This is a genomic window from Kitasatospora sp. NPDC057936 (assembly GCF_042887525.1).
Lineage (GTDB): Bacteria > Actinomycetota > Actinomycetes > Streptomycetales > Streptomycetaceae > Kitasatospora.
Window position 1 is genome coordinate 1 of sequence record NZ_JBHVPD010000096.1, and the last position, 19,566, is coordinate 19,566.

At 75.7% G+C, this 19,566-nt stretch carries 20 protein-coding genes and 1 pseudogene; 14 read left to right on the forward strand and 7 right to left on the reverse strand.

All coding sequences use genetic code 11. The features are described 5' to 3' along the window. Positions 1–27 precede the first annotated feature (27 nt). Positions 28–1,116 (reverse strand): anthranilate phosphoribosyltransferase, encoded by a 1,089-nt coding sequence (gene trpD / locus ACFVU9_RS36180; protein ID WP_387600935.1) that lies wholly within the window; start codon positions 1,114–1,116, stop codon positions 28–30. Between the two features lie 267 nt (positions 1,117–1,383). Between trpD and ACFVU9_RS36185 the strand changes: the two genes are divergently transcribed. Beyond that, positions 1,384–2,772: a pyridoxal phosphate-dependent decarboxylase family protein gene (locus ACFVU9_RS36185; RefSeq protein WP_387600938.1), complete on the forward strand. Its 1,389-nt coding sequence runs from the start codon at positions 1,384–1,386 to the stop codon at positions 2,770–2,772. 12 nt (positions 2,773–2,784) lie between these two features. Here ACFVU9_RS36185 and ACFVU9_RS36190 read toward each other — a convergent pair whose 3' ends face one another. Then, complete coding sequence (locus ACFVU9_RS36190; protein ID WP_380491825.1) at positions 2,785–3,447, reverse strand: TetR/AcrR family transcriptional regulator; 663 nt, start codon at positions 3,445–3,447, stop codon at positions 2,785–2,787. A 216-nt stretch (positions 3,448–3,663) separates the two neighbouring features. Between ACFVU9_RS36190 and ACFVU9_RS36195 the strand changes: the two genes are divergently transcribed. Continuing rightward, the gene (locus ACFVU9_RS36195; RefSeq protein ID WP_387600940.1) at positions 3,664–4,392 is read left to right on the forward strand and encodes a DUF2306 domain-containing protein; all 729 of its coding nucleotides are present in this window, start codon (positions 3,664–3,666) and stop codon (positions 4,390–4,392) included. A gap of 56 nt (positions 4,393–4,448) precedes the next feature. On the opposite strand, the gene ACFVU9_RS36200 is transcribed toward ACFVU9_RS36195, so the two are convergent. Continuing rightward, the gene (locus tag ACFVU9_RS36200; protein WP_387600943.1) at positions 4,449–4,994 is read right to left on the reverse strand and encodes a DinB family protein; all 546 of its coding nucleotides are present in this window, start codon (positions 4,992–4,994) and stop codon (positions 4,449–4,451) included. Positions 4,995–5,095: 101 nt separating this feature from the next. On the opposite strand from ACFVU9_RS36200, the gene ACFVU9_RS36205 reads away from it, so the two are divergent. Continuing rightward, complete coding sequence (locus ACFVU9_RS36205; RefSeq protein WP_380445062.1) at positions 5,096–6,064, forward strand: helix-turn-helix transcriptional regulator; 969 nt, start codon at positions 5,096–5,098, stop codon at positions 6,062–6,064. A gap of 15 nt (positions 6,065–6,079) precedes the next feature. Here ACFVU9_RS36205 and ACFVU9_RS36210 read toward each other — a convergent pair whose 3' ends face one another. Then, positions 6,080–7,417 carry a PLP-dependent aminotransferase family protein gene (locus tag ACFVU9_RS36210; protein WP_387600946.1) on the reverse strand — a complete coding sequence of 446 codons (1,338 nt, stop codon included), beginning with the start codon at positions 7,415–7,417 and terminating at the stop codon, positions 6,080–6,082. A 114-nt stretch (positions 7,418–7,531) separates the two neighbouring features. On the opposite strand from ACFVU9_RS36210, the gene ACFVU9_RS36215 reads away from it, so the two are divergent. From ACFVU9_RS36215 to ACFVU9_RS36225, 3 genes are all read left to right on the forward strand, one after another. Then, the gene (locus ACFVU9_RS36215; RefSeq protein WP_380445060.1) at positions 7,532–8,302 is read left to right on the forward strand and encodes an enoyl-CoA hydratase-related protein; all 771 of its coding nucleotides are present in this window, start codon (positions 7,532–7,534) and stop codon (positions 8,300–8,302) included. Positions 8,303–8,372: 70 nt separating this feature from the next. After that, entirely contained in the window at positions 8,373–9,443 is a 1,071-nt protein-coding gene (locus ACFVU9_RS36220; RefSeq protein WP_387600949.1) for a redoxin domain-containing protein, read from the forward strand. Positions 9,444–9,465: 22 nt separating this feature from the next. After that, the gene (locus ACFVU9_RS36225) at positions 9,466–10,086 is read left to right on the forward strand and encodes a TetR/AcrR family transcriptional regulator (RefSeq protein WP_380445058.1); all 621 of its coding nucleotides are present in this window, start codon (positions 9,466–9,468) and stop codon (positions 10,084–10,086) included. 106 nt (positions 10,087–10,192) lie between these two features. Here ACFVU9_RS36225 and ACFVU9_RS36230 read toward each other — a convergent pair whose 3' ends face one another. Then, positions 10,193–10,591 carry an ASCH domain-containing protein gene (locus ACFVU9_RS36230; protein WP_387600952.1) on the reverse strand — a complete coding sequence of 133 codons (399 nt, stop codon included), beginning with the start codon at positions 10,589–10,591 and terminating at the stop codon, positions 10,193–10,195. 136 nt (positions 10,592–10,727) lie between these two features. Continuing rightward, on the reverse strand, positions 10,728–11,615 hold the full coding sequence (locus tag ACFVU9_RS36235) for a LysR family transcriptional regulator (protein ID WP_380445056.1): 888 nt from the start codon (positions 11,613–11,615) through the stop codon (positions 10,728–10,730). Positions 11,616–11,816: 201 nt separating this feature from the next. Between ACFVU9_RS36235 and ACFVU9_RS36240 the strand changes: the two are divergent. Together ACFVU9_RS36240 and ACFVU9_RS36245 are read left to right on the forward strand one after the other, a co-directional pair. After that, positions 11,817–12,083, forward strand: a pseudogene (locus tag ACFVU9_RS36240) (DUF6817 domain-containing protein); the annotation flags it as partial. A 372-nt stretch (positions 12,084–12,455) separates the two neighbouring features. Then, positions 12,456–13,310, forward strand: a complete 855-nt coding sequence (locus tag ACFVU9_RS36245) for a ketopantoate reductase family protein (protein ID WP_387601021.1) — start codon at positions 12,456–12,458, stop codon at positions 13,308–13,310. Between the two features lie 129 nt (positions 13,311–13,439). Here the strand turns inward: ACFVU9_RS36245 and ACFVU9_RS36250 are convergent, their stop codons facing one another. Beyond that, the gene (locus ACFVU9_RS36250; protein ID WP_387600956.1) at positions 13,440–14,366 is read right to left on the reverse strand and encodes a DMT family transporter; all 927 of its coding nucleotides are present in this window, start codon (positions 14,364–14,366) and stop codon (positions 13,440–13,442) included. 68 nt (positions 14,367–14,434) lie between these two features. Between ACFVU9_RS36250 and ACFVU9_RS36255 the strand changes: the two genes are divergently transcribed. The 6 genes from ACFVU9_RS36255 (at position 14,435) to ACFVU9_RS36280 (ending at position 19,275) form a co-directional block, all read left to right on the forward strand. Then, positions 14,435–15,352 (forward strand): LysR family transcriptional regulator, encoded by a 918-nt coding sequence (locus ACFVU9_RS36255; protein ID WP_387600960.1) that lies wholly within the window; start codon positions 14,435–14,437, stop codon positions 15,350–15,352. A gap of 122 nt (positions 15,353–15,474) precedes the next feature. Next, the gene (locus ACFVU9_RS36260; RefSeq protein WP_380446342.1) at positions 15,475–16,005 is read left to right on the forward strand and encodes an SRPBCC family protein; all 531 of its coding nucleotides are present in this window, start codon (positions 15,475–15,477) and stop codon (positions 16,003–16,005) included. A gap of 61 nt (positions 16,006–16,066) precedes the next feature. Then, positions 16,067–16,780: a maleylpyruvate isomerase family mycothiol-dependent enzyme gene (locus ACFVU9_RS36265; protein WP_387600964.1), complete on the forward strand. Its 714-nt coding sequence runs from the start codon at positions 16,067–16,069 to the stop codon at positions 16,778–16,780. Positions 16,781–16,947: 167 nt separating this feature from the next. Beyond that, positions 16,948–17,373: a hypothetical protein gene (locus ACFVU9_RS36270; RefSeq protein WP_380446340.1), complete on the forward strand. Its 426-nt coding sequence runs from the start codon at positions 16,948–16,950 to the stop codon at positions 17,371–17,373. A 64-nt stretch (positions 17,374–17,437) separates the two neighbouring features. After that, positions 17,438–18,670 carry a sensor histidine kinase gene (locus ACFVU9_RS36275; protein WP_387600967.1) on the forward strand — a complete coding sequence of 411 codons (1,233 nt, stop codon included), beginning with the start codon at positions 17,438–17,440 and terminating at the stop codon, positions 18,668–18,670. After that, on the forward strand, positions 18,667–19,275 hold the full coding sequence (locus ACFVU9_RS36280) for a response regulator transcription factor (protein ID WP_329931940.1): 609 nt from the start codon (positions 18,667–18,669) through the stop codon (positions 19,273–19,275). The genes ACFVU9_RS36275 and ACFVU9_RS36280 overlap by 4 nt, the downstream gene beginning before the upstream one ends. The last annotated feature ends 291 nt before the right edge of the window (positions 19,276–19,566 follow it).

Sequence of the window (19,566 nt, forward strand, 5' to 3'; positions counted from 1 at the left end):
CCCTCGCGCCGGGTGGCCGAATCGCCGCTATCCGGCCGTCCGCACGTCCCGGACCGCCGTCAGCCATCCGTCGAGCGCCTTCGGCGCGGCCCCCGACTCCACGGCCTGCCGCGCCTCGTGCAGGGCGGCCGGGAACCGCGGCACCACCCGGCCGGGCCGGGGCCGGGCGGCGATCAGGGCGGCCGCCGCGTTGAGCAGGACGGTGTCCAGCACCGGGCCGGTCGCGCCCGCCAGGACCTCCCGCAGGACGCGCGCGTTGTGCTCGGGGCCGCCGCCGACGAGCGCCCCGGCGGGCGCCGGCGCGAGCCCGAGGCCCGCGGGATCCAGCCGTTCCTCCGTCACGGTGCCGTCCTGGACCGCCCAGATCCGGGCCGGCGCGGTCGTCGTCAGCTCGTCCGTCCCGTCCTCGGAGCGCACCACGAGGGCGGAGGTGCCCCGCTCGGCCAGCAGGCCGGCGATCGCGGGCGCCGCCCGCAGGTCGGCGACGCCGACCACCTGGTGGCGCGGCCGGGCCGGACCGATCAGCGGCCCGAGCAGGTTGAACGCGGACGGCACGCCGAGCGCGCGGCGCACCGGGGCGGCGTTGCGCAGCGCCGGGTGGAAGACCGGCGCGAAGCAGAACGTGATCCCGGCCCGGCGGGCGACCTCGGCGACGGCCGCGGGCGGCAGGTCCAGCGGGATGCCGAGCGCCTCCAGGACGTCCGCGGTGCCGCACTTGGAGGAGGCCGAGCGGCCGCCGTGCTTGACGACGGGCACTCCGCAGGCGGCGACCAGGACGGAGGCCATGGTGGAGATGTTGACGGTCGAGCCGCCGTCGCCCCCGGTGCCGGCGAGGTCGACGCACCGGCCGCCGTCGACGTCCAGCGGCACCGCGTGGTCGAGCGCGGCCGCGACCAGGCCGGACAGTTCGGCGGCGCTCTCGCCCTTGACCCGCAGGCCCATCAGGAAGCCCGCGAGCTGCTCCGGCCGGAAGTCGTCGTCCAGTACGCGCTCCATGGCCCACCGCGCCTCGTCGGCCCGGAGGTCGCGCCCGGCCGCCAGGGTGGCGAGCAGCCGCGGCCAGGTGAGGTCCGGGGTGTGCGTGGCCGTGCTGCGTGTGAGGGTCCTGTCGTCCACTGGTTCGCCGTCCTTGGCGTCGAGTCCAGCGGGGGCCCGGGAAACGCGAATCGGCCGCCCACCGGACGGCCGATACATGACGCGCTGCGCTGTCAGGCCACCCGATCGGGGGCCCACCAGGATCCGCGGCACGTCGTCATGGCGGTCATGCTAGCCCATGCCGCGGGCCCGGGGCAGGCCACTCGGGTGGAATTGGACCGGGACGGCCGGTGCGCCGGTCGATACGCTCGGGGCACAGTTGATCTTCCCCGCCACGGAGTTGACCCCATGCACCCTGAACTCGCCGCCGACCTGGACCGGTTGCCCGCGCTGCTGGAGGAGACCCGGCAACGGGCCGTCGCCTTCCTCGGCGGCCTCGACGAGCGGCCGGTGGTGACGGCGCTGGAGGAGCCCGCGCCGGTCCGGCTGGGGGACGGCGGGGGGATCGGGCTGCGCGCGGCGCTGGCGGAGTTCGGCGAGCGCTGGGAACCGCGGCTGAGCGCGAGCGCCGGGCCGCGCTACTTCGGGTTCGTCACCGGCGGCGCGACCCCGGCGGCCCTCGCGGGGGACTGGCTCACCGCCGTCGCCGACCAGAACTCCAACTCCTCGCTCGACCCGGCCGGTCAGCACCTGGAGCGCGAGACGGTCGGCTGGCTGCGCGAGCTCTTCGGCCTCTCCGACGCGCACACCGGCACGTTCGTGAGCGGCGCCACCATGTCGAACACCGTCGGCCTCGCGATCGCCCGCGAGTGGCTGGGCGAGCGCCTCGGCGTGGACGTCGCCGAGGACGGCGCCGGCGCGCTCGGCCGGGTACGGGTGCTGTCCGCCAGTGCGCACTCCAGCATCGCCAAGGCGCTGTCCGTGCTGGGCCTCGGCCGCTCGGCGCTCACCGCCGTGCCGACGCTGCCGGGCCGCGAGGCGGTCGACCCCGCGGCGCTGGAGCGGGCGCTCGCGGAGGCGGACGGCCCGTGCGTCGTCGTGGCCAACGCGGGCACCGTGAACACCGTCGACTTCGACGACCTGCGGGCGATCGCCTCGCTCCGCGAGCGGTACGACTTCTGGCTGCACGTGGACGGCGCGTTCGGCGCCTTCGCCGCCCTGACGCCCGAACACGCCGGGCTCGTGGCCGGGTTGGACCTCGCCGACTCCGTCTGCGTCGACCTCCACAAGTGGCTCAACGTGCCCTACGACAGCGCCGTGCAGTTCACCCGCCGCCGCGACCTCCAGGCATGCGTCTTCCAGAACTCCGCCGCCTACCTCGGCTCTCTCGGCGAGCACCCCGACCTCGTCCACCTCACCCCCGAGAACTCGCACCGACTGCGCGCCCTCGCCGCCTGGTTCACGCTGCGCGCGTACGGGCGGGCGGGCCACCGCGAGATCGTCGAGCGCTGCGTGGCCGGGGCCCGGGCCCTCGGGGAGGCGGTGGCCGGGATCGACGGGCTGCGCCTGCTCGCGCCGGTGCGGCTGAACGTCGTCTGCTTCACGCTCGCCGACGACCCCACCGCCGAGCGGCTCGCCGGCCTGGCCGCCGGGGTCGCGGGAGAGGCCTTCTTCACGCCGACGCGCTACGCCGGGGTCCCGGCCCTCCGCGCGGCGTTCAGCAACTGGCGTACGACGGAGGCGGACGTCCGCCGGACGGTCGCGGCGCTCGCGAGGTCGGTGGCCGAGTCGGCCTGACAGCGGATCGCTTCAGCCCGTCGCCGGTGCGGTCGTGAGGCCGCGGACGACGAACGCGACGCCGTCGGTGAGGGCGGACTCCCGTTCCTCGTCCGGGAGTTCGGCGTAGGGGCCGAGCAGGAGCAGGGCGAGGCCGTGGACGCCGGCCCAGGCGTTGAAGGTGGCGGTCGCGGCGGGTCCGGCGAGGAGGCCGGCGGCGTCGAGTGCGGCGAGGGCCTCCTGGAGGATCGCGAAGGGGCCGCGCCGCACCCCGTCGCCCTCGTCGTCGGGGGCGGGGTCCTGCCCGCTGCGCTCGGGGGCCCGGGTCTTGCCGCCGGTCGGGAACGCGGTGGCGAACAGGCCCGGCTCGGCCAGGGCGTAGCGGATGTAGCCCTCGCCCACGGCGGTGAGGCGGCCGGCGGCGTCGAGCCCCGGGTCGGCGGCGGGCGTGCGCCGTTCCAACTCGGCGTCCATGGCCTCGGCGAGGCGCCGGCGGGAGTCCCGGGCGACCTCGTCGACGAGGTCCGGCAGGGCGGAGAAGTGCCGGTAGGCCGCGTTGGGCGAGACGCCGACCCGGCGCGCGGTCTCGCGCAGCACGATGGTCGAGGGGCCGCCCTCGCGCGCGAGCTCGACGCCGGCCCGCACGAGGGCCTCGCGGAGGTTGCCGTGGTGGTAGCCCGCTCGCTGTGAATCCATGCCCGATGTTAACAGCGTGAACACGTCGACCGGGCCGGGCCCGGCTCTCCTCGTGAACCCGCTTGTGCTGCACAGTTGTTGGGGTGCGGGACAGCACGTTCGAATAAATGTTGACGCCGTCCACATGCGCGCGTAAGTTCACAGTGTCCACATTGGGGGACGGGTCGCGCCGGCCCCCTGCCCGGGGACGCTCCACCGACCAGAACGGGGACACCCATGACCAGCACCACGGCTCCGCCCGCTGTCGCCCCGACCGAGGGGACCGGCCCCGCCGGAGGCGGCTGCTTCCCCTGGACCGTCGTCCTCCTGACCTCCCTGGGGATCGTCGGCTACGTCGTCGCCACCTACGCCCAGGCCGGTCTGCCCCTCGACGGCTCGCGCGGCGGCCTCGCCGCCACCTACGCCGAGCGCCCCCTCGGCATCCAACTCGCCTTCTACGTCCACATCGTGACGGCCTCGGTGGCGCTGCTCGTCGGCCCGCTCCAGTTCTCCGCCGCGCTGCGCCGCCGCTCCCGCGCGGTCCACCGCTGGACGGGCCGGGTGTACCTGGCGGGCGTCGGCCTCGGCTCGCCGGCCGCGTTCGTGATGTCCTTCGTCAGCTCGATCGCCTTCGACGGCTTCTTCGGCTTCGGCAGCCTCGCGGTGCTGTGGGCGTGGACGACCTGGCGCGCCTACCGTGCCATCCGCGGGGGCGACCTGCCGAACCACCGCGCCTGGATGATCCGCAGCTTCGCCCTCACCTACGCCGCCGTCACCCTTCGCGCCTGGCTCGGCGTCCTGATCCTCCTCCAGACGCTCACCGCCGACGGGCCCGTGGACGGCACGCACGTGTTCGACACCGCGTACGCCGTCCTGCCCTTCCTCGCCTGGCTCCCCAACCTCGTCGTCGCCGAGGTCCTGATACGCCGCCGCGGCCTCCCCTCCTACCGCATCACCCCGGTCTGACCGGCGCCCGCCCGTAGCCGGGCCGCAGCCGATCACGGCTGCGGCCCGCCGGACCGTCAGCCCATGCTCTTCGCGCCGTCGATGGCCTCGCGGATGATGTCGGCGTGGCCCGCGTGCTGGGCGGTCTCGGCGATGACGTGGAACAGGACGCGGCGCGCGGACCAGGCCTCGTCCTTGAACCAGGGGGCCTTCGGAAGCGGCTGGATCGCACCCAGGTCGGGCAGGGTGGCGACCAACTCGTCGGTGCGGGCGGCAACTTCCCGGTACGCGGCGAGCACGTCCGCCAGGGTCTCGCCGGGCAGCATGCGGAACTCGTCGGCGCGGCGGGCGTAGTCCTCCGCGGTGAAGGACGAGAAGTCGGGGAACGCGGACGGGCCGTCGACGATGAAGTTCGCCCACAGCTTCTCGACCACCGTCACGTGCTTGATCAGGCCGCCCACGCACAGCTCGCTGACGGTGGTGCGCTCCCCGGCCTGCTCGTCGGTCAGGTCGCGGGCGGTGAAGCTCAGGAAGTGCCGCTGCTTGGCCAGCGCCACGAGGAGGTCGGCGCGCTCGCCGGTGGTGTCGGTGGCCTTGTCGACGGCAGTGGAGGTGGTGGTCATGGTGATCGCCTTCCGTGTTGCTTCCTGCTCCCTCGGACAAGAACCACAGTAGGGACCATTGCGGCCACTTCCTGACCTGAATTGCGCGCAGAATCGGAGCCATGGCGAACACCAGCACCCGCACCCTCCGGCTGCTCTCCCTCCTGCAGACGCACCGCTACTGGCCCGGCGAGGAGCTCGCCGAGCGGCTCGGCGTCTCCGCCCGCACGCTGCGCCGCGACATCGACCGGCTGCGCGAGCTCGGCTACCCCGTCGAGGCGCAGCGCGGGGTCGACGGCGGCTACCAGCTCGCCGCGGGCGCCGCCCTGCCGCCGCTCGTGATCGACGACGAGGAGGCGGTCGCGCTGGCGGTGGGTCTCCAGGCGGCGGCGGAGAGCCCGGTGGAGGGGATCGCCGAGGCGTCGGTGCGGGTGCTGGCGAAGGTGGTGCAGGTGATGCCGGCCCGGCTGCGGCGGCGGGTGGAGGCGCTGCGGGCGATGACGGTGCCGGTCGACTGGGGCGGCCGCCCCGCGGCGGCGGTGGACCCGGACGGGCTGACGGTGGTGGCGCTGGCCTGCCGGGACGCCGAGCGGCTGCGCTTCTCGTACACGGCGGCGGACGGCCGGCGGGCGGACCGGCACGTCGAGCCGCACCGGCTGGTGTGCCTGGACCGCCGCTGGTACCTGGTGGCGTACGACCTCACCCGGCAGGACTGGCGCACCTTCCGGCTCGACCGGCTCACGGCGCCCGAGGGCGGCGGCGGCCGGTTCGCCCCGCGCGAGCTGCCGGCCGCCGACGCCGCCGAGTTCGTCCGGGCGGGCGTCAACGGCCTGGTCCGCCCGTACCGGGTGGAGGCGGTGGTGGCCGCGCCGGCCGGGGGCGTGCGCGAGCGGATCGGCCGGTGGGGCGCGGTCGAGGAGGTGGACGAGGGGCGCTGCCGGATCGTGATGGCCGCCGACGACCTCAACTGGCCGATCATGGCCCTCGGTTCGCTCGGCGCGGAGTTCACCGTCGTCGAGCCGCCCGAACTGGTCGAGCGGCTCGGTGAGTGGTCCTCCCGCTTCGGCCGGGCGGTCCGGGCCTCGCGGTAGTGCCGTGGCCGGGCGTCACGGCGGCGGGATGGACTCGATCGTCCTGCGCAACCGCCCCAGCACGTCGCCGAGTTCGTGCCGTGGCGGGGTCGCCAGGGCGAGGCGGAGGGCGTGCGGCACGTGCGGGCCGGTGGCGAAGGCGTCGGCGGTGGAGACCAGGATGCCCTCCCGGGCGAGCAGGTCGGCCACCTGGTCCGGGCGTTGGTGGGCCTCCAGGGTCAGCCACACCGCGTACGACGACGGGTGTGCGGTGATGTCCATCCCGGCGAGTTCGGCCCGGGCGATGGCCTGGCGGGCGGCGGCGTCCTCGCGGCGGTGGCGTTCCAGGCGGGCGACCGTGCCGTCGGCGATCCAGCCGGTGGCGAGCGCGGTGACCAGGCCCGGGGAGCCCCACGCGGCGGCGCGCAGCGCGGAGGTGGCGGGCCGCAGGAGGTGCTTGGGCACGACGGCGAAGCCGAACCGCAGGCCGGGGGCCACGTTCTTCGACAACCCGGCCACGTAGCAGGTCCATTCGGGCGCGAGGGCGTGCAGCGGGGGAGGGGGTGCGGGCTCCAGGAACGCGTACGTGCCGTCCTCGACGACCACGAGGTCCCGGGCGGTCGCGATCGCGGCCAGCCGCTCGCGCTGCCGCTGGTCGAGCACCCAGCCGAGCGGGTTGTGGACGGTGGGGATCATGTAGACCGCGCGGACCCGGCGGGCCCGGCACAGGCGGTCGAGCGCGTCGAGGTCCGGGCCGGCCGGGGTGACCGGGACGGGTGCGAGGTCGAGGCCGTGGGCGGCGGCGAGCAGCTTGATGCCCGGGTAGCCGAGCGCGTCGACGGCCAGGACGTCGCCGGGCCGGGTGAGCGCGCGCAGTACGCAGTCCAGCGCCTGCTGGGCGCCACTGGTCAGAAGCACGTTCTCGGGGGCGGTGTCGACACCGCGCCCCAGCAGGTAGGTGGCGACGACCGCCCGGTCGTGCCCGTGCCCGCCCGGCGGGTCCTGGCGCAGCAGGGCCTCGGCGTCGCCGGAGGCGGCGAGGGCGCGCAGCGCGTGGCGGAGGTCGTCGCCCTGGCCGGGGGCGAGCGGCTGGTTGAACGAGAGGTCGGCGAGGCGCGGCACCGGGAGCGTGCGCGAGGGTTCGACGCCGTCGTAGCCGCTGCGGACCCGGACGAACGTGCCGCGGCCCTGTTCGCCCACCACCAGCCCGGCGGCGGCGAGTTCGGCGTAGACGCGGGTCGCGGTGGCGAGGGCGACGCGGCGCTCGCGGGCGAGTTCCCGGTGGGTGGGCAGGCGGGTGCCGGGCGGGAGCGCGCCGGAGCGGATCGCGGCGGCGTACTCGTCGACGACGGCCTTGTAGGCGGGCGGTCGCATGGGCCTGTGCCTCCCGTGGGTACCCAGGTGTATCCAGGACAATGAGTGGATTGTCCTGCACGGCGCTCCCTAGCCTCGGTCCCGACCGCAGCCAGGCGCAAGGGAGCAGCCGCAATGACCGTCCGCACCGTCCGGGTGGCCCGTGACGCGCACGTCGTGACCCTCACCATCGACCGCGAGGCCAAGCTCAACGCCCTCGACTACCCGACGATCGACGCGCTGCTCGACGAACTCGCGCGGATCGACGCCGACGACACCGTCCGGGCCGTGATCCTCACCGGCGCCGGGACGCGCGCCTTCAGCGCGGGCGCCGACATCCCGTCGCTGGCCGGCAGCATCGCCGGCGGGACGGAACGGGCGCTGCGCGAGGTCGTGCGGCGCGGGCACGCGCTGACCCGGCGGATCGAGGAGTTCCCGAAGCCGATCGTCGTGGCCGTCAACGGGCTGGCGTACGGCGGGGGCTGCGAGATCACGGAGGCGGCGCCGCTGGCGATCGCAGCCGGGCACGCGACCTTCGCCAAGCCGGAGATCACGCTGGGCTTCCCGCCGCCCTTCGGCGGCTCGCAGCGGCTGCCGCGGCACGTCGGGCGCAAGCGCGCCCTGGAGATGATCCTCACCGGGGATCCGGTCCCGGCGGCGCGGGCGGCCGAGCTGGGGATCGTGAACGCGGTCGTGCCGGCGGAGGAGTTGATGGACGCGGCCCGGCACCTGGTCGACCGGATCGTCCGGCACGCGCCGACGGCGGTCGCCGCCTGCCTGCGGGCCGTCACGCGCGGGATCAACCTGCCGATCGACGAGGGACTGGCCGTCGAGGCGGCCTGGTTCGCCGCGACGGTGCCGACCGACGGGGTCCGGGACGGGCTGAAGCGCTTCCTGGACCGCTGAGGGGTTGCGGTCTCAGAAATAACGCCGTTATTCTCAAGTAACGGCGTTATTTCGATCGAGGAGGCGTGCGATGAGCGGCACCGTCGAGCTGACGATCCTGGACGACCACACCGAGACCCGCGTCGCGGCCGACCTGCGCCCCGCGCCGGGCGCCGCGGACCCGCACGTCTGGCTCGCCCACGCGGACGTCGAACGCGCGCTGGGCTTCACCCGCAAACCGCAGGGCTGGTGCCGCGGCGACGTCTGCGTCCCGGCGGCGGCCGTCGCCCGGTTCGAGGACGCGGGCCGCCTCGACCTCACCGCCTTCGCCGCCCTGCTCGGCCGCCCGGTGGCCGCCGAGCCCGCCGCCGGCGTCCTCGCCCTCGGCGCCTCCGCCGCCGACCGCTCCGCCGCCCTGGCCGCCGGCGAGGCGCCCGACTTCTCGCTCCCGGACGTCCACGGCACCCGGCACGCGCTGAGCGACCTGCGCGGGCGCAAGGTCGCGCTGGTCTTCTGGGCCTCCTGGTGCGGCTGCCGCTACGACCTGCCCACGTGGGAGCGCCTGCACGCCGAACTCGCCGCCGACGGCTTCTCCGTGCTGAGCGTCGCCGTCGACCGCAGGACCGAGGACGCCGCGCCCTGGATCGCCGAGGCCGCGCCGACCCACCCGGCGCTGATCGACGTCGACGGCCGGGTCGCCGACCTCTACCAGCTGCTCAACGTCCCCACCGCGGTCTGGATCGACGAGGACGGCCGCATCGTCCGGCCCAACGACACCCAGTTCGCGACCGACCTCTTCCGCTCGATGAGCGGCCTCGACTCCGGCCTGACGCTCGACGCGCTGCGCCGCTGGGCGGCCACCGGCGACCCGGGCGTCGACCCCGCCGCCGTCGCCGCACTGACCGAGCCGGGCACCCCCGCGCGCCAGCGCGCCCGCACCGAGGCCGCACTCGCCCTGTGGCTGCTGCGCCACGGCCACCCGGGCGCCGCCGAACGGCACTTCGCGACGGCCGCCGACCTCGCCCCGGAGGACGTCACCACGTGGCGCAGCGCGATGCCGCTGCTCGGCGTCGACCCGATGGGCGACGAGTACTTCGCCCGCCGGGCCGCGCTGGAGGAGGCGGGCGTGCCGATCTACCGCCCGCTGCCGGAGCGCGGTTAGGGCGTACGGGAGAATCGTCCGCATGCCCGCCAAATCACCCACCGGCGCCTTCGCCCGGGCCCAGGCCCTGGGCGAGGCCGCGCTGCGCACCGCCCTGCTGGACATCGCCGCCGGCCTGCTCGCCGCCGAGGGCCCGGCCGCGCTGAGCATGCGCCGCGTCGCCGCCGCCGCGGACTGCTCGACCACCGTCCTGTACCGGCACTTCGGGGCCAAGGACGGCATCACGCGGGAGCTCTACCTGGAGGGCTTCGCCCGGCTGCGCCGCCGCCTGGACGCGGTGCCCCGCGGCGACGACCCGGCCGCGCACCTGGCCGCCCTCGGCCGCGCCTACCGGGCCAACGCGCTGGAGGAGCCCAACTTCTACGGCGTCATGCACGGCGAGGGCGTGCCCGGCTTCGTCCCGGACGACGAGTGCAGGACGGCCGCCGCGACGAGCCTCGACGTGCTGCGGGAGGCGGCGCGGGCGTGCGTCGAGGCGGGCGTGCTGCGGGCGGACGCGGACGTGGACGAGGTGACGGACACGCTGTGGGCGGCCGCGCACGGCGTGATCAGCCTGGAACGCGGCGGCCACTTCCCGGGCGCCCTCGGCGAGCAGCGCTTCCGGACGCTGACGCGGGCGGCGGTGGGGGCGTTCCTGCCGTAGGGCGGTGGCGGCGTGGGGCGTTGCCGACGTGGACGTTGGCGGTGTGGGCGTTGGCCTCCTTCGCCTGAGCGCAGCTACCGGTCCGGGGCCCCGCGCCCGGGGCGGATCAGTCCTCGGCGGCGAGACGGAAGGCCAGGCAGACGACGGGAGTGCGGTCCTCCACCGCGGTGCCGAGGCGGTCCCAGTACCGCCGGTGCCCGGCGCGCCACGCCTCCAGCGAGTCGAAGCCCTCCCCCTCGGCCTGCGCGTGTCCCCAGGTCACCTCGCCGAAGGGCTTCACCTCCACGCCCGTGATCTCGATGGCGGCGACGAACCGTCCCTGGTCGTCCACCAGCGCCAGGCGTTCGCCGGGGTACTCCAGGCCCTCGGTCTCCTTGGCGTAGTCGTCCAGCAGGCCGGTGGTGGCGGTCTTGTGCCCGGCCAGCGCCAGGGAGTTCAGCTCCGCCCGCATCCCGTCCGGAGTGCCGAGCTCCATCGACCGCATGCCGTTGACCCTGGGCCACATCTGCATCACCTCTCCCGGGCGCCCGCCCTCGGGCGGATCGTTCCCACTTCTAGCAGATCCGCTTGCCGCCCGGACGGGTATCCGCGGCAGACCGCCGCCGGGTCTGCCCGGTCCGCCGGGTCCGCGCGGCGCGCGCTCACGTCCCGCAGTGCTCGGCGACGGTGTCCGCGAAGGCGCGGGCCGGCGGCGAGAGGGTGTCCCAGCGGCGGACGGCCCAGCCGGCGGTGAGCGCGGGGAGGGCCGGCAGCGGGATCAGCCGCAGGCCCGGGTGGCCCGGACCCTGCCACTCGGGGAGGGCGGGCACGACGGCCTGGCCGAGGCCGAGCTCGGCCAGCAGGATCGCGGTGTCCCAGTCCGCGACGCTGGTGTCGAAGACCGGCCGGATGCCCGATCCGGCGAGCCAGGAGTCGAGCTGGGAACGCGAGACGGAGTTCTGCGGCAGCCCGATGAGGCGGGCGTCCTGGAGGTCCACCGGGTCGACGTGGGTGCGGCCGGCGAGCGGGTCCCCGGCGGCGACGGCGAGCACCCAGGGCATTTCGACGACCGGCCGCTGCTCGATCCCGCGCGCGGGCGCACCGAGCGAGATCCAGGCGAGGTCGACGCGGCCCGCGGCGAGCGCCTCGAAGCAGCTGCGGCTGGACACCTCCGTCTGGAACTCCAGGCTCACCCCCGGGAAGCGGCGGCGGAAGTCGACGACGGCCGCGGACATGAAGTGCCGGATGCTGGTGGCGCCGGTCGTGATCCGCACCGATCCGCCCTCCCCGCGGGCGAGTTCGTCGATGCCGCGCAACGCGTGCTCGATGCCGCCGAGGCTGTCGACGGCCGCCGCGCGCAGCAGCTGCCCGGCCTTCGTCGGCACGACGCCGCGCGGGTGGCGTTCGAGCAGGACGACGCCCAGCTCCCGTTCGAGCCGCTTCACGTGCTGGCTGACGGCGGACTGCGTGCAGGACAGCCGGCGGGCGACGGCGCTGAGCGAGCCGGCCCGGCACACCGCGGCGAAGACGCGGAGATCGTCGAGGGTCACGGCGGTCACCGTACGCCGGTGCAGACCCAAGCTTTCCCTTGGGGGTTCCCCAGTGAATCCGTGGATTGACTTGGATGTCCGCGCGGCTCGATCATCGCTGCAGGGCCCAGGGCGGCAACCCGCCCGCTGTCCTCGCGCGTTCCGGACGCAAGGCGGGGCACGGCGGGTGCCGACCCACAATCCCCCGAGAGGAACACCGAGTTGACGATCGACCATGCCGTCTCCTTCCTGCGCTCGCTCGGCGCGGCCGAAGTACCGCACCCAGGCGGCACCCTGCTCGCCCACCTGGAACGCGTCCGCCTCCGGCTCGCCGACTGGGGCGCCCGCCCGGACCTCCAGCTCGCCGGGCTCTGTCACGCCGCCTACGGGACGGACGGCTTCCCCACCGCCCTCCTGCCGCTCGACCGCCGCTCCGACCTGGCCGCCGTGATCGGCCCCGGGGCCGAGCGGATCGTCCACCGGTACGCGAGCTGCGACCGCCGCGCCACCTACCCCGGACTGCCCGGCCCGGACGCCGCCTTCCACGACCGCTTCACCGGCCGCGCGCTCACCCCGGACCCGTCCGAGCTGCGCGACTTCGCCGAGCTGACCGCCGCCAACGAGCTCGACCTCGCCCGGACCGACCCGGCCTTCCGCGAGCAGTGGAGCGCGGACCTGCTCGCCCTGTTCACCCGGCTGCGGCCGCTCCTGAGTCCGGCCGCGTGGGAGGACTGCCGGACCGTCCTCGGCCCCGAAGCCGTGCCCGGCCCCGGCGCAGCGGCCGCCACCGCGCGCACCCCCACCCCGGCTCCCGCGACCGCCGCTCCCTCCGGTCCCGACGGCCCCCGCCGGACGGTCGCCGTGCTCGGCCCCGGCGGGGTCGGCGGGCTGCTCGCCGCCCTGCTCGCGCGGGCCGGGCACCGGGTGATCTGCCTCGCCGGGGAGGCGACCGCCGAGGTGCTGCGCCGGGACGGTATCCGGGTGCGCAGCGCCCAGTTCGGCGAGTTCACCGCACCCGTGGAGGCGGACACCGCGCTGCGCGAGCCCGTCGACCTGTGCCTGGTGACCGTCAAGCACACCCACCTGGCGGAGGCGCTGGAGCGGGTGCCGCCCGCCCTCGTCGCCCACGGACTGGTGGTGCCGCTGCTCAACGGCATCGAGCATCCGGCGCGGCTGCGCGCGCGGTTCGGGGCGGAGCGGGTCGTCGGGGCCGTCGTCCGGGTCGAGTCGGCCCGGGTGGCGCCGGGCGTGGTCGAGCACGGCAGCCCGTTCACCGAGATCGACCTCGCCGGTCCGGCCGACCGGCTCGACGCGGTGGCGCGGCTGCTCGACGGCGCGGGCGTGCGCACCCGGGTGAGCGAGGACGAACCGGCCGTGCTGTGGGCCAAGTTCGCGTTCCTCGCGCCGTTCGCGCTGCTCACCACCCGGTACGGGAGCCCGGTCGGGAGCGTCCGCACCGATCACCGCGCCGAGTTGGAGGCCCTCGTGGCGGAGGCCGCCGCCGTCGCCCGCGCGTGCGGGGCCCCGGCGGATCCGGCGAAGTCGCTGGCGCTCTACGACGCGTTCCCGCCCGCCGCGAAGTCCTCCATGCAACGCGACGCCGAGGCGGGCCGCCCCCTGGAGCTCGACGCCATCGGCGGAGCCCTCCTCCGCGCCGCCGCCCGCCACGCCGTCCCCGTCCCGCTCGCCACCCGCCTGGTCGCCGAGCTGGGGTGACGGTCACGCCCGGCCGGTCCGGACGGCCTGCCGCAAGGCCCGCCCGGTCCGGCCGGTGCCTGCCGCCAGGTCCGCCCGGTGCGGACGGCGCCCGCCGCAAGGCCCGCCCGGCCCGGCCGGCGCCCGCCGCTACGCCCGGCCGGTGCGGACGGCGCCCGCGCTCGCGGCCATCACCAGGGCGACCGCCGCGCACTGCGACGCCGACAGGGTCTGCCCCAGCACCAGGAAGCCGGCCAGGGCGCCGACCGCCGGGGCGAGGCTCATCAGCACCGCGAAGGTCGCCGCCGGCAGGCGCCGCAGGGCGAGCACCTCCAGGGCGTACGGCAGGCCGGAGGAGAGCAGTGCCACGGCCAGCCCGAGCGCCAGCACCGCGGGGTCGAGCAGGGCGGTGCCCGCGGCGGCGATCCCCAGCGGCAGGCTCATCAGCGCCGCCACGGCCATCGCCACCACGAGCCCGTCCAGGCGCGGGAAGCGGGCCCCGGAGCGGGAGTTGAGGACGATGTACGCCGCCCACAGGGCGCCGGCGGCGAGCGCGAACCCGGCGCCCGTCAGGTCGAGCCGCTCGAAGCCGTCCCGGCCGAGCAGGAAGACGCCCGCGAGCGCGAGCGCCGCCCACACCAGGCTCACGGCCCGGCGGGCGGCGACCACCGACAGCACGAGCGGGCCGAGCACCTCCAGCGTCACCGCGGGGCCCAGCGGGATCCGGTCGATCGCCTGGTAGAAGAGGATGTTCATGCCGCCGAGCGCCACCCCGAAGGCCCCGGCGACGGCCCAGTCCCCGCGGCTGTGGCCGCGCAGCCGGGGCCGGCAGACGGCCAGCAGCAGCACGGCCGCGATCGTCACCCGCAGAGCGACCGTCCCGAACGGCCCGACGCGCGGGAACAGCAGGGCGGCGACGGCCGAGCCGAACTGCACCGACAGCGTGCCGCCCAGCACCAGCCCGATCCCGCCGAGGCCGCTCCGGGAAGGCGCGACGGGCCGTCCCGCCGGGTGGGGCGCCGGGAGGGTCGCGGCGGCGGCCGCCGTCCGGGACATCCCGGACATCGTGTTCGTCATGCCCCCACGGTAGGGATTCGTTCGTGCCCCGGGAAATGCCGAATGGCAAGCCGTTATGCTTCCGAAGCATGACCATCGAGCTGCGCCACCTGCGGGCCTTCCTCGCCATCGTCGAGGAGGGCACGATCACCCGCGCCGCCACCCGCCTCCACACCGGCCAGCCCGCGCTCTCCCGGACCCTGCGCCAGCTGGAGGACCACCTCGGCGTCCGCCTGATCGACCGCTCCACCCACCACCTGGAGCTCACCGCCGCCGGCCGCACCTTCCGCGACCGCGCCGCCGCCGCGCTCGCCGCCGTGGAAAGCGCCCTCGACCCCCGCACGCTCGCCTCCCCGCCGCTGCGCCTCGGCCACCCCTGGGCCGCCCTCGGCGACCACACCATCCCGCTGCTGCGCCGCTGGGACGACGAGCACCCCGACGTACCGCTCGAACTGCGCCGCATCGACGACCGCACGGCCGGCCTCACCCAGGGCCGGGTCGACATCGCCCTGCTGCGCGGCGAGGTCACGGCGCCCGGTCTCGTCACCGAGCTGCTGCTGGACGAGGAGCGGGTCGCGGTGGTGCCCGCCGCGAGCGACCTCGCCGACCGCGAGGTCCTCACCCTCGCGGACCTCGCGGCGTGGCCGGTCGCCCTCAACACGGTCGCCGGCACCACGACCCTCGACCTGTGGCCGGCCGGCCACCGCCCCACGGCGACGATCGAGGTCGCCAACACCGACGAGTGGCTGACCGCCATCGCGGCCGGCCGGGCCGTCGGCATCTCGACGGTCGCGACGCCCCGGCTGCACAAGCACCCCGCGATCGCCTACCGCCCGCTCGCCGACGCCCCGCCCGTCCCGCTGTTCCTGGCCTGGCGCCGGGGCGTCCCGGCGCACCCGGCCATCCCGGACCTGGTCCGGCTGGCCCGCGCCGTGGTGACCGGGAACCGACGGTCTGCGAACGGATTGTCCGTCGGGCGGGGCGGCCGAACGTCGAGGGTCCGGTGAGCGGGCCGAGGAGATCGCCGGGGATTCGTCCGGCACCTGTCGAGGTCCATGACAACTCGCTAACATCACGGACGGTCACCACCCGGGAACCGTGAAGGTCCCGGCGACGGAGGGGAAGCGCCATGCGATACGCGGACGGACCGCGGACGTACTGCGAGGTGCACATCAAGGCCACGGTCGAGGAGGTCTGGTCGCTGATCACCGACATCGCCCTGCCCGCCCGGCTCAGCCCCGAACTCCGGGGCGTCGCCTGGCTCGACGGCGCGGACGGGCCCGCGGTCGGGGCCCGCTTCGAGGGGCACAACGAGAACGAGCGGCTGGGCAACTGGCGGACGGTCTCCCACGTGACCGAGCTGACCGACCGGGAGGTGTTCGCGTGGATCGTCACCGACGCGGACGGCCGGTTCGGCCGCCCCTCGGTGGACCCGGCGGCCTCCCTCGCCTCCTGGCGCTACGAGCTCACGCCGGAGGACGGCGGCACCCGGCTGCGCCACTCGGTGCTGATCGGCCCCGGCCGCAACGGCGTGACGGCCGCCATCGACCGCTGGCCGGACCGCGAGGAGCAGATCATCGAGGTCCGCCTCGGTGAACTGCGCACCGGCATGACGGCCACCCTCGACGGCATCAAGACCCTGGCGGAACAGGGAAGTTAGCCGCCCAGTAGCAAATCTGCACCCGGAACGACCGTACAGAGCAAGGAAGTCGGGCACCACCGTGGAAGACCGCACCGCACTCCCCGACGCCGTCCGCGCGTCCGCCGCCCGGTTCGCCGCCTCCGTCTCGGCCCTGACCGAGGCGGAGGCGCGCGGGCCCTCGGCGCTGCCCGGCTGGAGCCGGGCGCACGTCGTCACCCACGTCGCCCGCAGCGCCGACGTCTACACCTGGCTGCTCGCCCTGGCCCGCACCGGGGTCGAGCCCGGCCCCAGGGCGGACGGCGCCACCCTGGAGCGCCTGCTGCACGAGGGCGCCCGGCGGGACGTCCCCGCCCTCGCCGCCGACCTGCGCGCGAGCCTCGACCGGCTGCTCGACGAGGTGTCGGCGATGCCCGCCGAGCGCTGGTCCGTCCTGGTCTCGGCCCTCGCGGGCTGGAAACACCCGGCCTGGTACACCCTCCACCGCGCGCGGCGCGAACTGGAGGTCCACCACACCGACCTGGCCCTCGGTCACACTCCGGCCGCGTGGCCGGCCGGTTTCGTCGCGGCGGCCCTGGCGGAGACCGCCGCCGCGCTCGCCGAACGAGGCTTCCCGGTCGGCCGGTTCGAGGCCGTCGACCTCGGCCGCTCCTGGACCGTCGCCCCGACCGGCCCGACCGCGGCCGGCCCCGGCCACGCGCTGCTCGCCTGGCTCGCGGGCCGCGGCCCGGCGCCGGACGCGGGGCTGCCGGCCCCGCCGCCGTGGCCGCAGCCGCCGCTGCCGGGCTGGGGGTGAGCCGAACCGGGCGGTGCCGGGCCGGGGGCGAGCCGAGCCGCGCGGTGCCGGGCCGGGGGTGAGCCGAGCCGGCCGATGCCGGGCCGGGGGGGGCTGACATTTGTCACGGCCCATCCGTGTGCGAGCACACTGCCCCGCGCGGGGTGCCCCCGGCCAGCATGAATGCCATGACCTCGACCGATCTGAACCACCCCGAGACCCTCCGGGCCTTCCGCACCATCCGCCGCCTCCTGGGCGCCTACCTCGGGATCAGCCTCGTCACGATGGCCGCGATCGTCGCGCTCGCCGGCCACCCCGACCTCGTCAACGTCGCCGTCTGGATCCGCGGCAGCGCCGTCGCGGCCAGCTCGGTGATCACGCTCGTCCTGGCCGTCAAGGCGGCCGGGGGCTCGACCGGAGCGTTCCGCCGGCTGCGGATCATCTCGACCGCGATGCTCGTCGCGATCGTCGTGATCATCGCCCTGCCGGGTACCTTCCCGTTCTGGATGAAGGCCGAGCAGGCGCTGTGCGGCGCCCTGCTGCTGGGGGTGGCGGTGATCCTCAACGGACGCCACCTGCGTACGCTCTTCACGGCGGCCGCCCCGCAGAGCTGAGCTCCGACCCGGCGAACCGAGCCCCGGCCCGCGAGCCGGACCCCGACCGACGGAAGGAACACCCGTGACCGACGAAGGCCCCGACCCGGGATCGCACCCGTGGGCGTACGGCTGGCGGCGCGTCATGCTGGCCACCGGGATGCTCGTCTACCCGGCCCTCACCGCCCTGGGCGTGTCCCACACCGTCGCCGGGGCGCGGGCCGTCGCCGGGTACGCGGTCGTCGCGGCCTTCACGGTCTGCTACGCGGCCGGCGGCATCGCGTTCGCCCGGGGCCGGCGGCGGCAGGCCGAGTTCCTGACGGCCGGGCAGGCGGCGCTGTTCGCGGCGGCCCTGCCCTTCGCCCACGCCGACGCCTTCTTCCTGGGTACCGGCGTGGTCTCGTTCGTCGCCGTGCTGTTCCCCGCCCGGGCCACCGCGGCCGTGGTGGCCGGCACGGTGGGCGCCCTCGTCCTGCCGTGGGCGGTGCGCCCCTGGCACAGCGGGCCCGGCTGGTTCCAGGCGCTGGCCCTGCTCTTCAGCTCGCTGACCGTGCGCGGGTTCTCCGAGATCGCCACCACCAACCAGGAACTGGTCGCCGCCCGGGCCGAGGTGGCGCGCCTGGCCTCGGAGGCCGAGCGCAACCGGATCGCCCGGGACCTGCACGACCTGCTCGGGCACTCGCTCACCGCGATCACCGTCAAGTCCCGGCTGGCGCAGCGGCTCGCCGCCAAGGACCTCGCCCTCGCGGTCGAGGAGATGGCCGCCGTGGAGGACCTCTCCCGGCAGGCGCTCGCCGACGTGCGGGCGGCCGTCTCCGGCTACCGCGAGGTGACGCTGGCCGCCGAACTCGCGCGCGGCCGCGAGCTGTTGCGGGCCGCCGGAGTGGTCGCCGACCTGCCGGGCGCCACCGACGCGGTGGCCCCCGCGCACCGGGAGCTGTTCGGCTGGGTCGTCCGGGAGGGCCTGACCAACGTCGTCCGGCACGCCCGCGCGGCCCGCTGCACGGTGCTGCTCACCGGCACCTCGGTGGAGATCCGCGACGACGGGCCGGGCAAGGGCTCCCCCGTCGGCGACGGCAAGGGGCTCGCGGGCCTGCGCGAACGGGTCGCGGCGGCGGACGGTAACGTCGAGGCCGGCCCGCTGGGCCCGCGCGGGTGGCGGCTGCGGGTGACCGTCCCCGCGCTCCCCGGCCGGCCGCACGCACCCGTCCGGGAAGGCCGGCCAGTCCGGGAAGGCCGGCAAGCCCGCGAAGGTCGGCAAGCCCGCGAAGGTCGGCAAGTCCGGGAAGGCCGGGAAATCCGGGAGGGAAGCCCATGACGATCCGTCTCCTGCTCGCGGAGGACCAGGAGCTGGTCCGCACCGCCCTGCGCACGCTGCTCGACCTGGAGGACGACTTCACCGTCGTCGCCGCCGTCGGCCGCGGCGACCAGGTCGTGGACGCGGCCCGCGAGCACCGGCCCGACGTGGCCCTGCTGGACATCGAGATGCCCGGACTGGACGGCCTCGCCGCCGCCGCGGTCCTCGCCCAGCAGGTGCCGGACTGCCGGGTGGTGATCCTCACGACCTTCGGTCGGGCCGGCTACCTGCGGCGCGCCATGGAGGCCGGCGCCGTCGGCTTCGTCGTCAAGGACGCGCCGGCCGAGGTGCTGGCCGACGCGATCCGCCGGGTCGACGCGGGGGAGCGGGTCGTGGACCCGGAGCTCGCCGCCGCGACCCTCGCCGCGGGCGCCTCCCCGCTCACCGCGCGCGAGCGCGACGTCCTGAACGCCTGCCGCTCGGGCGCGGACGTGGCCGAGATAGCCGCCAAGCTGTACCTGTCGGAGGGGACGGTCCGCAACTACTTCTCCTCCGCGATCGCCAAGACCGCCAGCCGCAACCGGCTGGAGGCGCTGCGGGTGGCGGACGAGCGCGGCTGGCTCTGAGAGGGTGTTCGATAGGGGAATCCCCCCAACTGTCCGGCTTTCGCGGGCTCGGCACGGACGCTGTTCCAGGATCCTGTAGCGGCCGGGCCCGTGTCAGCGGTACGGATCGACTGTGACGGAACGACGCCGGTACCCCTCGGACCTGAAGGACGATCAGTGGCAGCTCGTGGAGCCGATGCTGCTGCGCTGGAGGTGGGGGGGGGGCGGCCGGCCCGGCGCCCCGCCCCACCCACCCACCATAGGCAAAAACCACAAAACAAAAACCACCCAGCCCCCACCCACCGCCCAGAA

What these genes read in the sequence shown, in the direction of transcription:
- ACFVU9_RS36185 (WP_387600938.1), top strand. Translation starts at nt 1,384, where the DNA reads ATGCACCCTGAACTCGCCGCCGACCTGGACCGGTTGCCCGCGCTGCTG.
- ACFVU9_RS36190 (WP_380491825.1), bottom strand. Translation starts at nt 3,447, where the DNA reads ATGGATTCACAGCGAGCGGGCTACCACCACGGCAACCTCCGCGAGGCC.
- ACFVU9_RS36195 (WP_387600940.1), top strand. Translation starts at nt 3,664, where the DNA reads ATGACCAGCACCACGGCTCCGCCCGCTGTCGCCCCGACCGAGGGGACC.
- ACFVU9_RS36200 (WP_387600943.1), bottom strand. Translation starts at nt 4,994, where the DNA reads ATGACCACCACCTCCACTGCCGTCGACAAGGCCACCGACACCACCGGC.
- ACFVU9_RS36205 (WP_380445062.1), top strand. Translation starts at nt 5,096, where the DNA reads ATGGCGAACACCAGCACCCGCACCCTCCGGCTGCTCTCCCTCCTGCAG.
- ACFVU9_RS36210 (WP_387600946.1), bottom strand. Translation starts at nt 7,417, where the DNA reads ATGCGACCGCCCGCCTACAAGGCCGTCGTCGACGAGTACGCCGCCGCG.
- ACFVU9_RS36215 (WP_380445060.1), top strand. Translation starts at nt 7,532, where the DNA reads ATGACCGTCCGCACCGTCCGGGTGGCCCGTGACGCGCACGTCGTGACC.
- ACFVU9_RS36220 (WP_387600949.1), top strand. Translation starts at nt 8,373, where the DNA reads ATGAGCGGCACCGTCGAGCTGACGATCCTGGACGACCACACCGAGACC.
- ACFVU9_RS36225 (WP_380445058.1), top strand. Translation starts at nt 9,466, where the DNA reads ATGCCCGCCAAATCACCCACCGGCGCCTTCGCCCGGGCCCAGGCCCTG.
- ACFVU9_RS36230 (WP_387600952.1), bottom strand. Translation starts at nt 10,591, where the DNA reads ATGTGGCCCAGGGTCAACGGCATGCGGTCGATGGAGCTCGGCACTCCG.
- ACFVU9_RS36250 (WP_387600956.1), bottom strand. Translation starts at nt 14,366, where the DNA reads ATGACGAACACGATGTCCGGGATGTCCCGGACGGCGGCCGCCGCCGCG.
- ACFVU9_RS36255 (WP_387600960.1), top strand. Translation starts at nt 14,435, where the DNA reads ATGACCATCGAGCTGCGCCACCTGCGGGCCTTCCTCGCCATCGTCGAG.
- ACFVU9_RS36260 (WP_380446342.1), top strand. Translation starts at nt 15,475, where the DNA reads ATGCGATACGCGGACGGACCGCGGACGTACTGCGAGGTGCACATCAAG.
- ACFVU9_RS36270 (WP_380446340.1), top strand. Translation starts at nt 16,948, where the DNA reads ATGACCTCGACCGATCTGAACCACCCCGAGACCCTCCGGGCCTTCCGC.
- ACFVU9_RS36280 (WP_329931940.1), top strand. Translation starts at nt 18,667, where the DNA reads ATGACGATCCGTCTCCTGCTCGCGGAGGACCAGGAGCTGGTCCGCACC.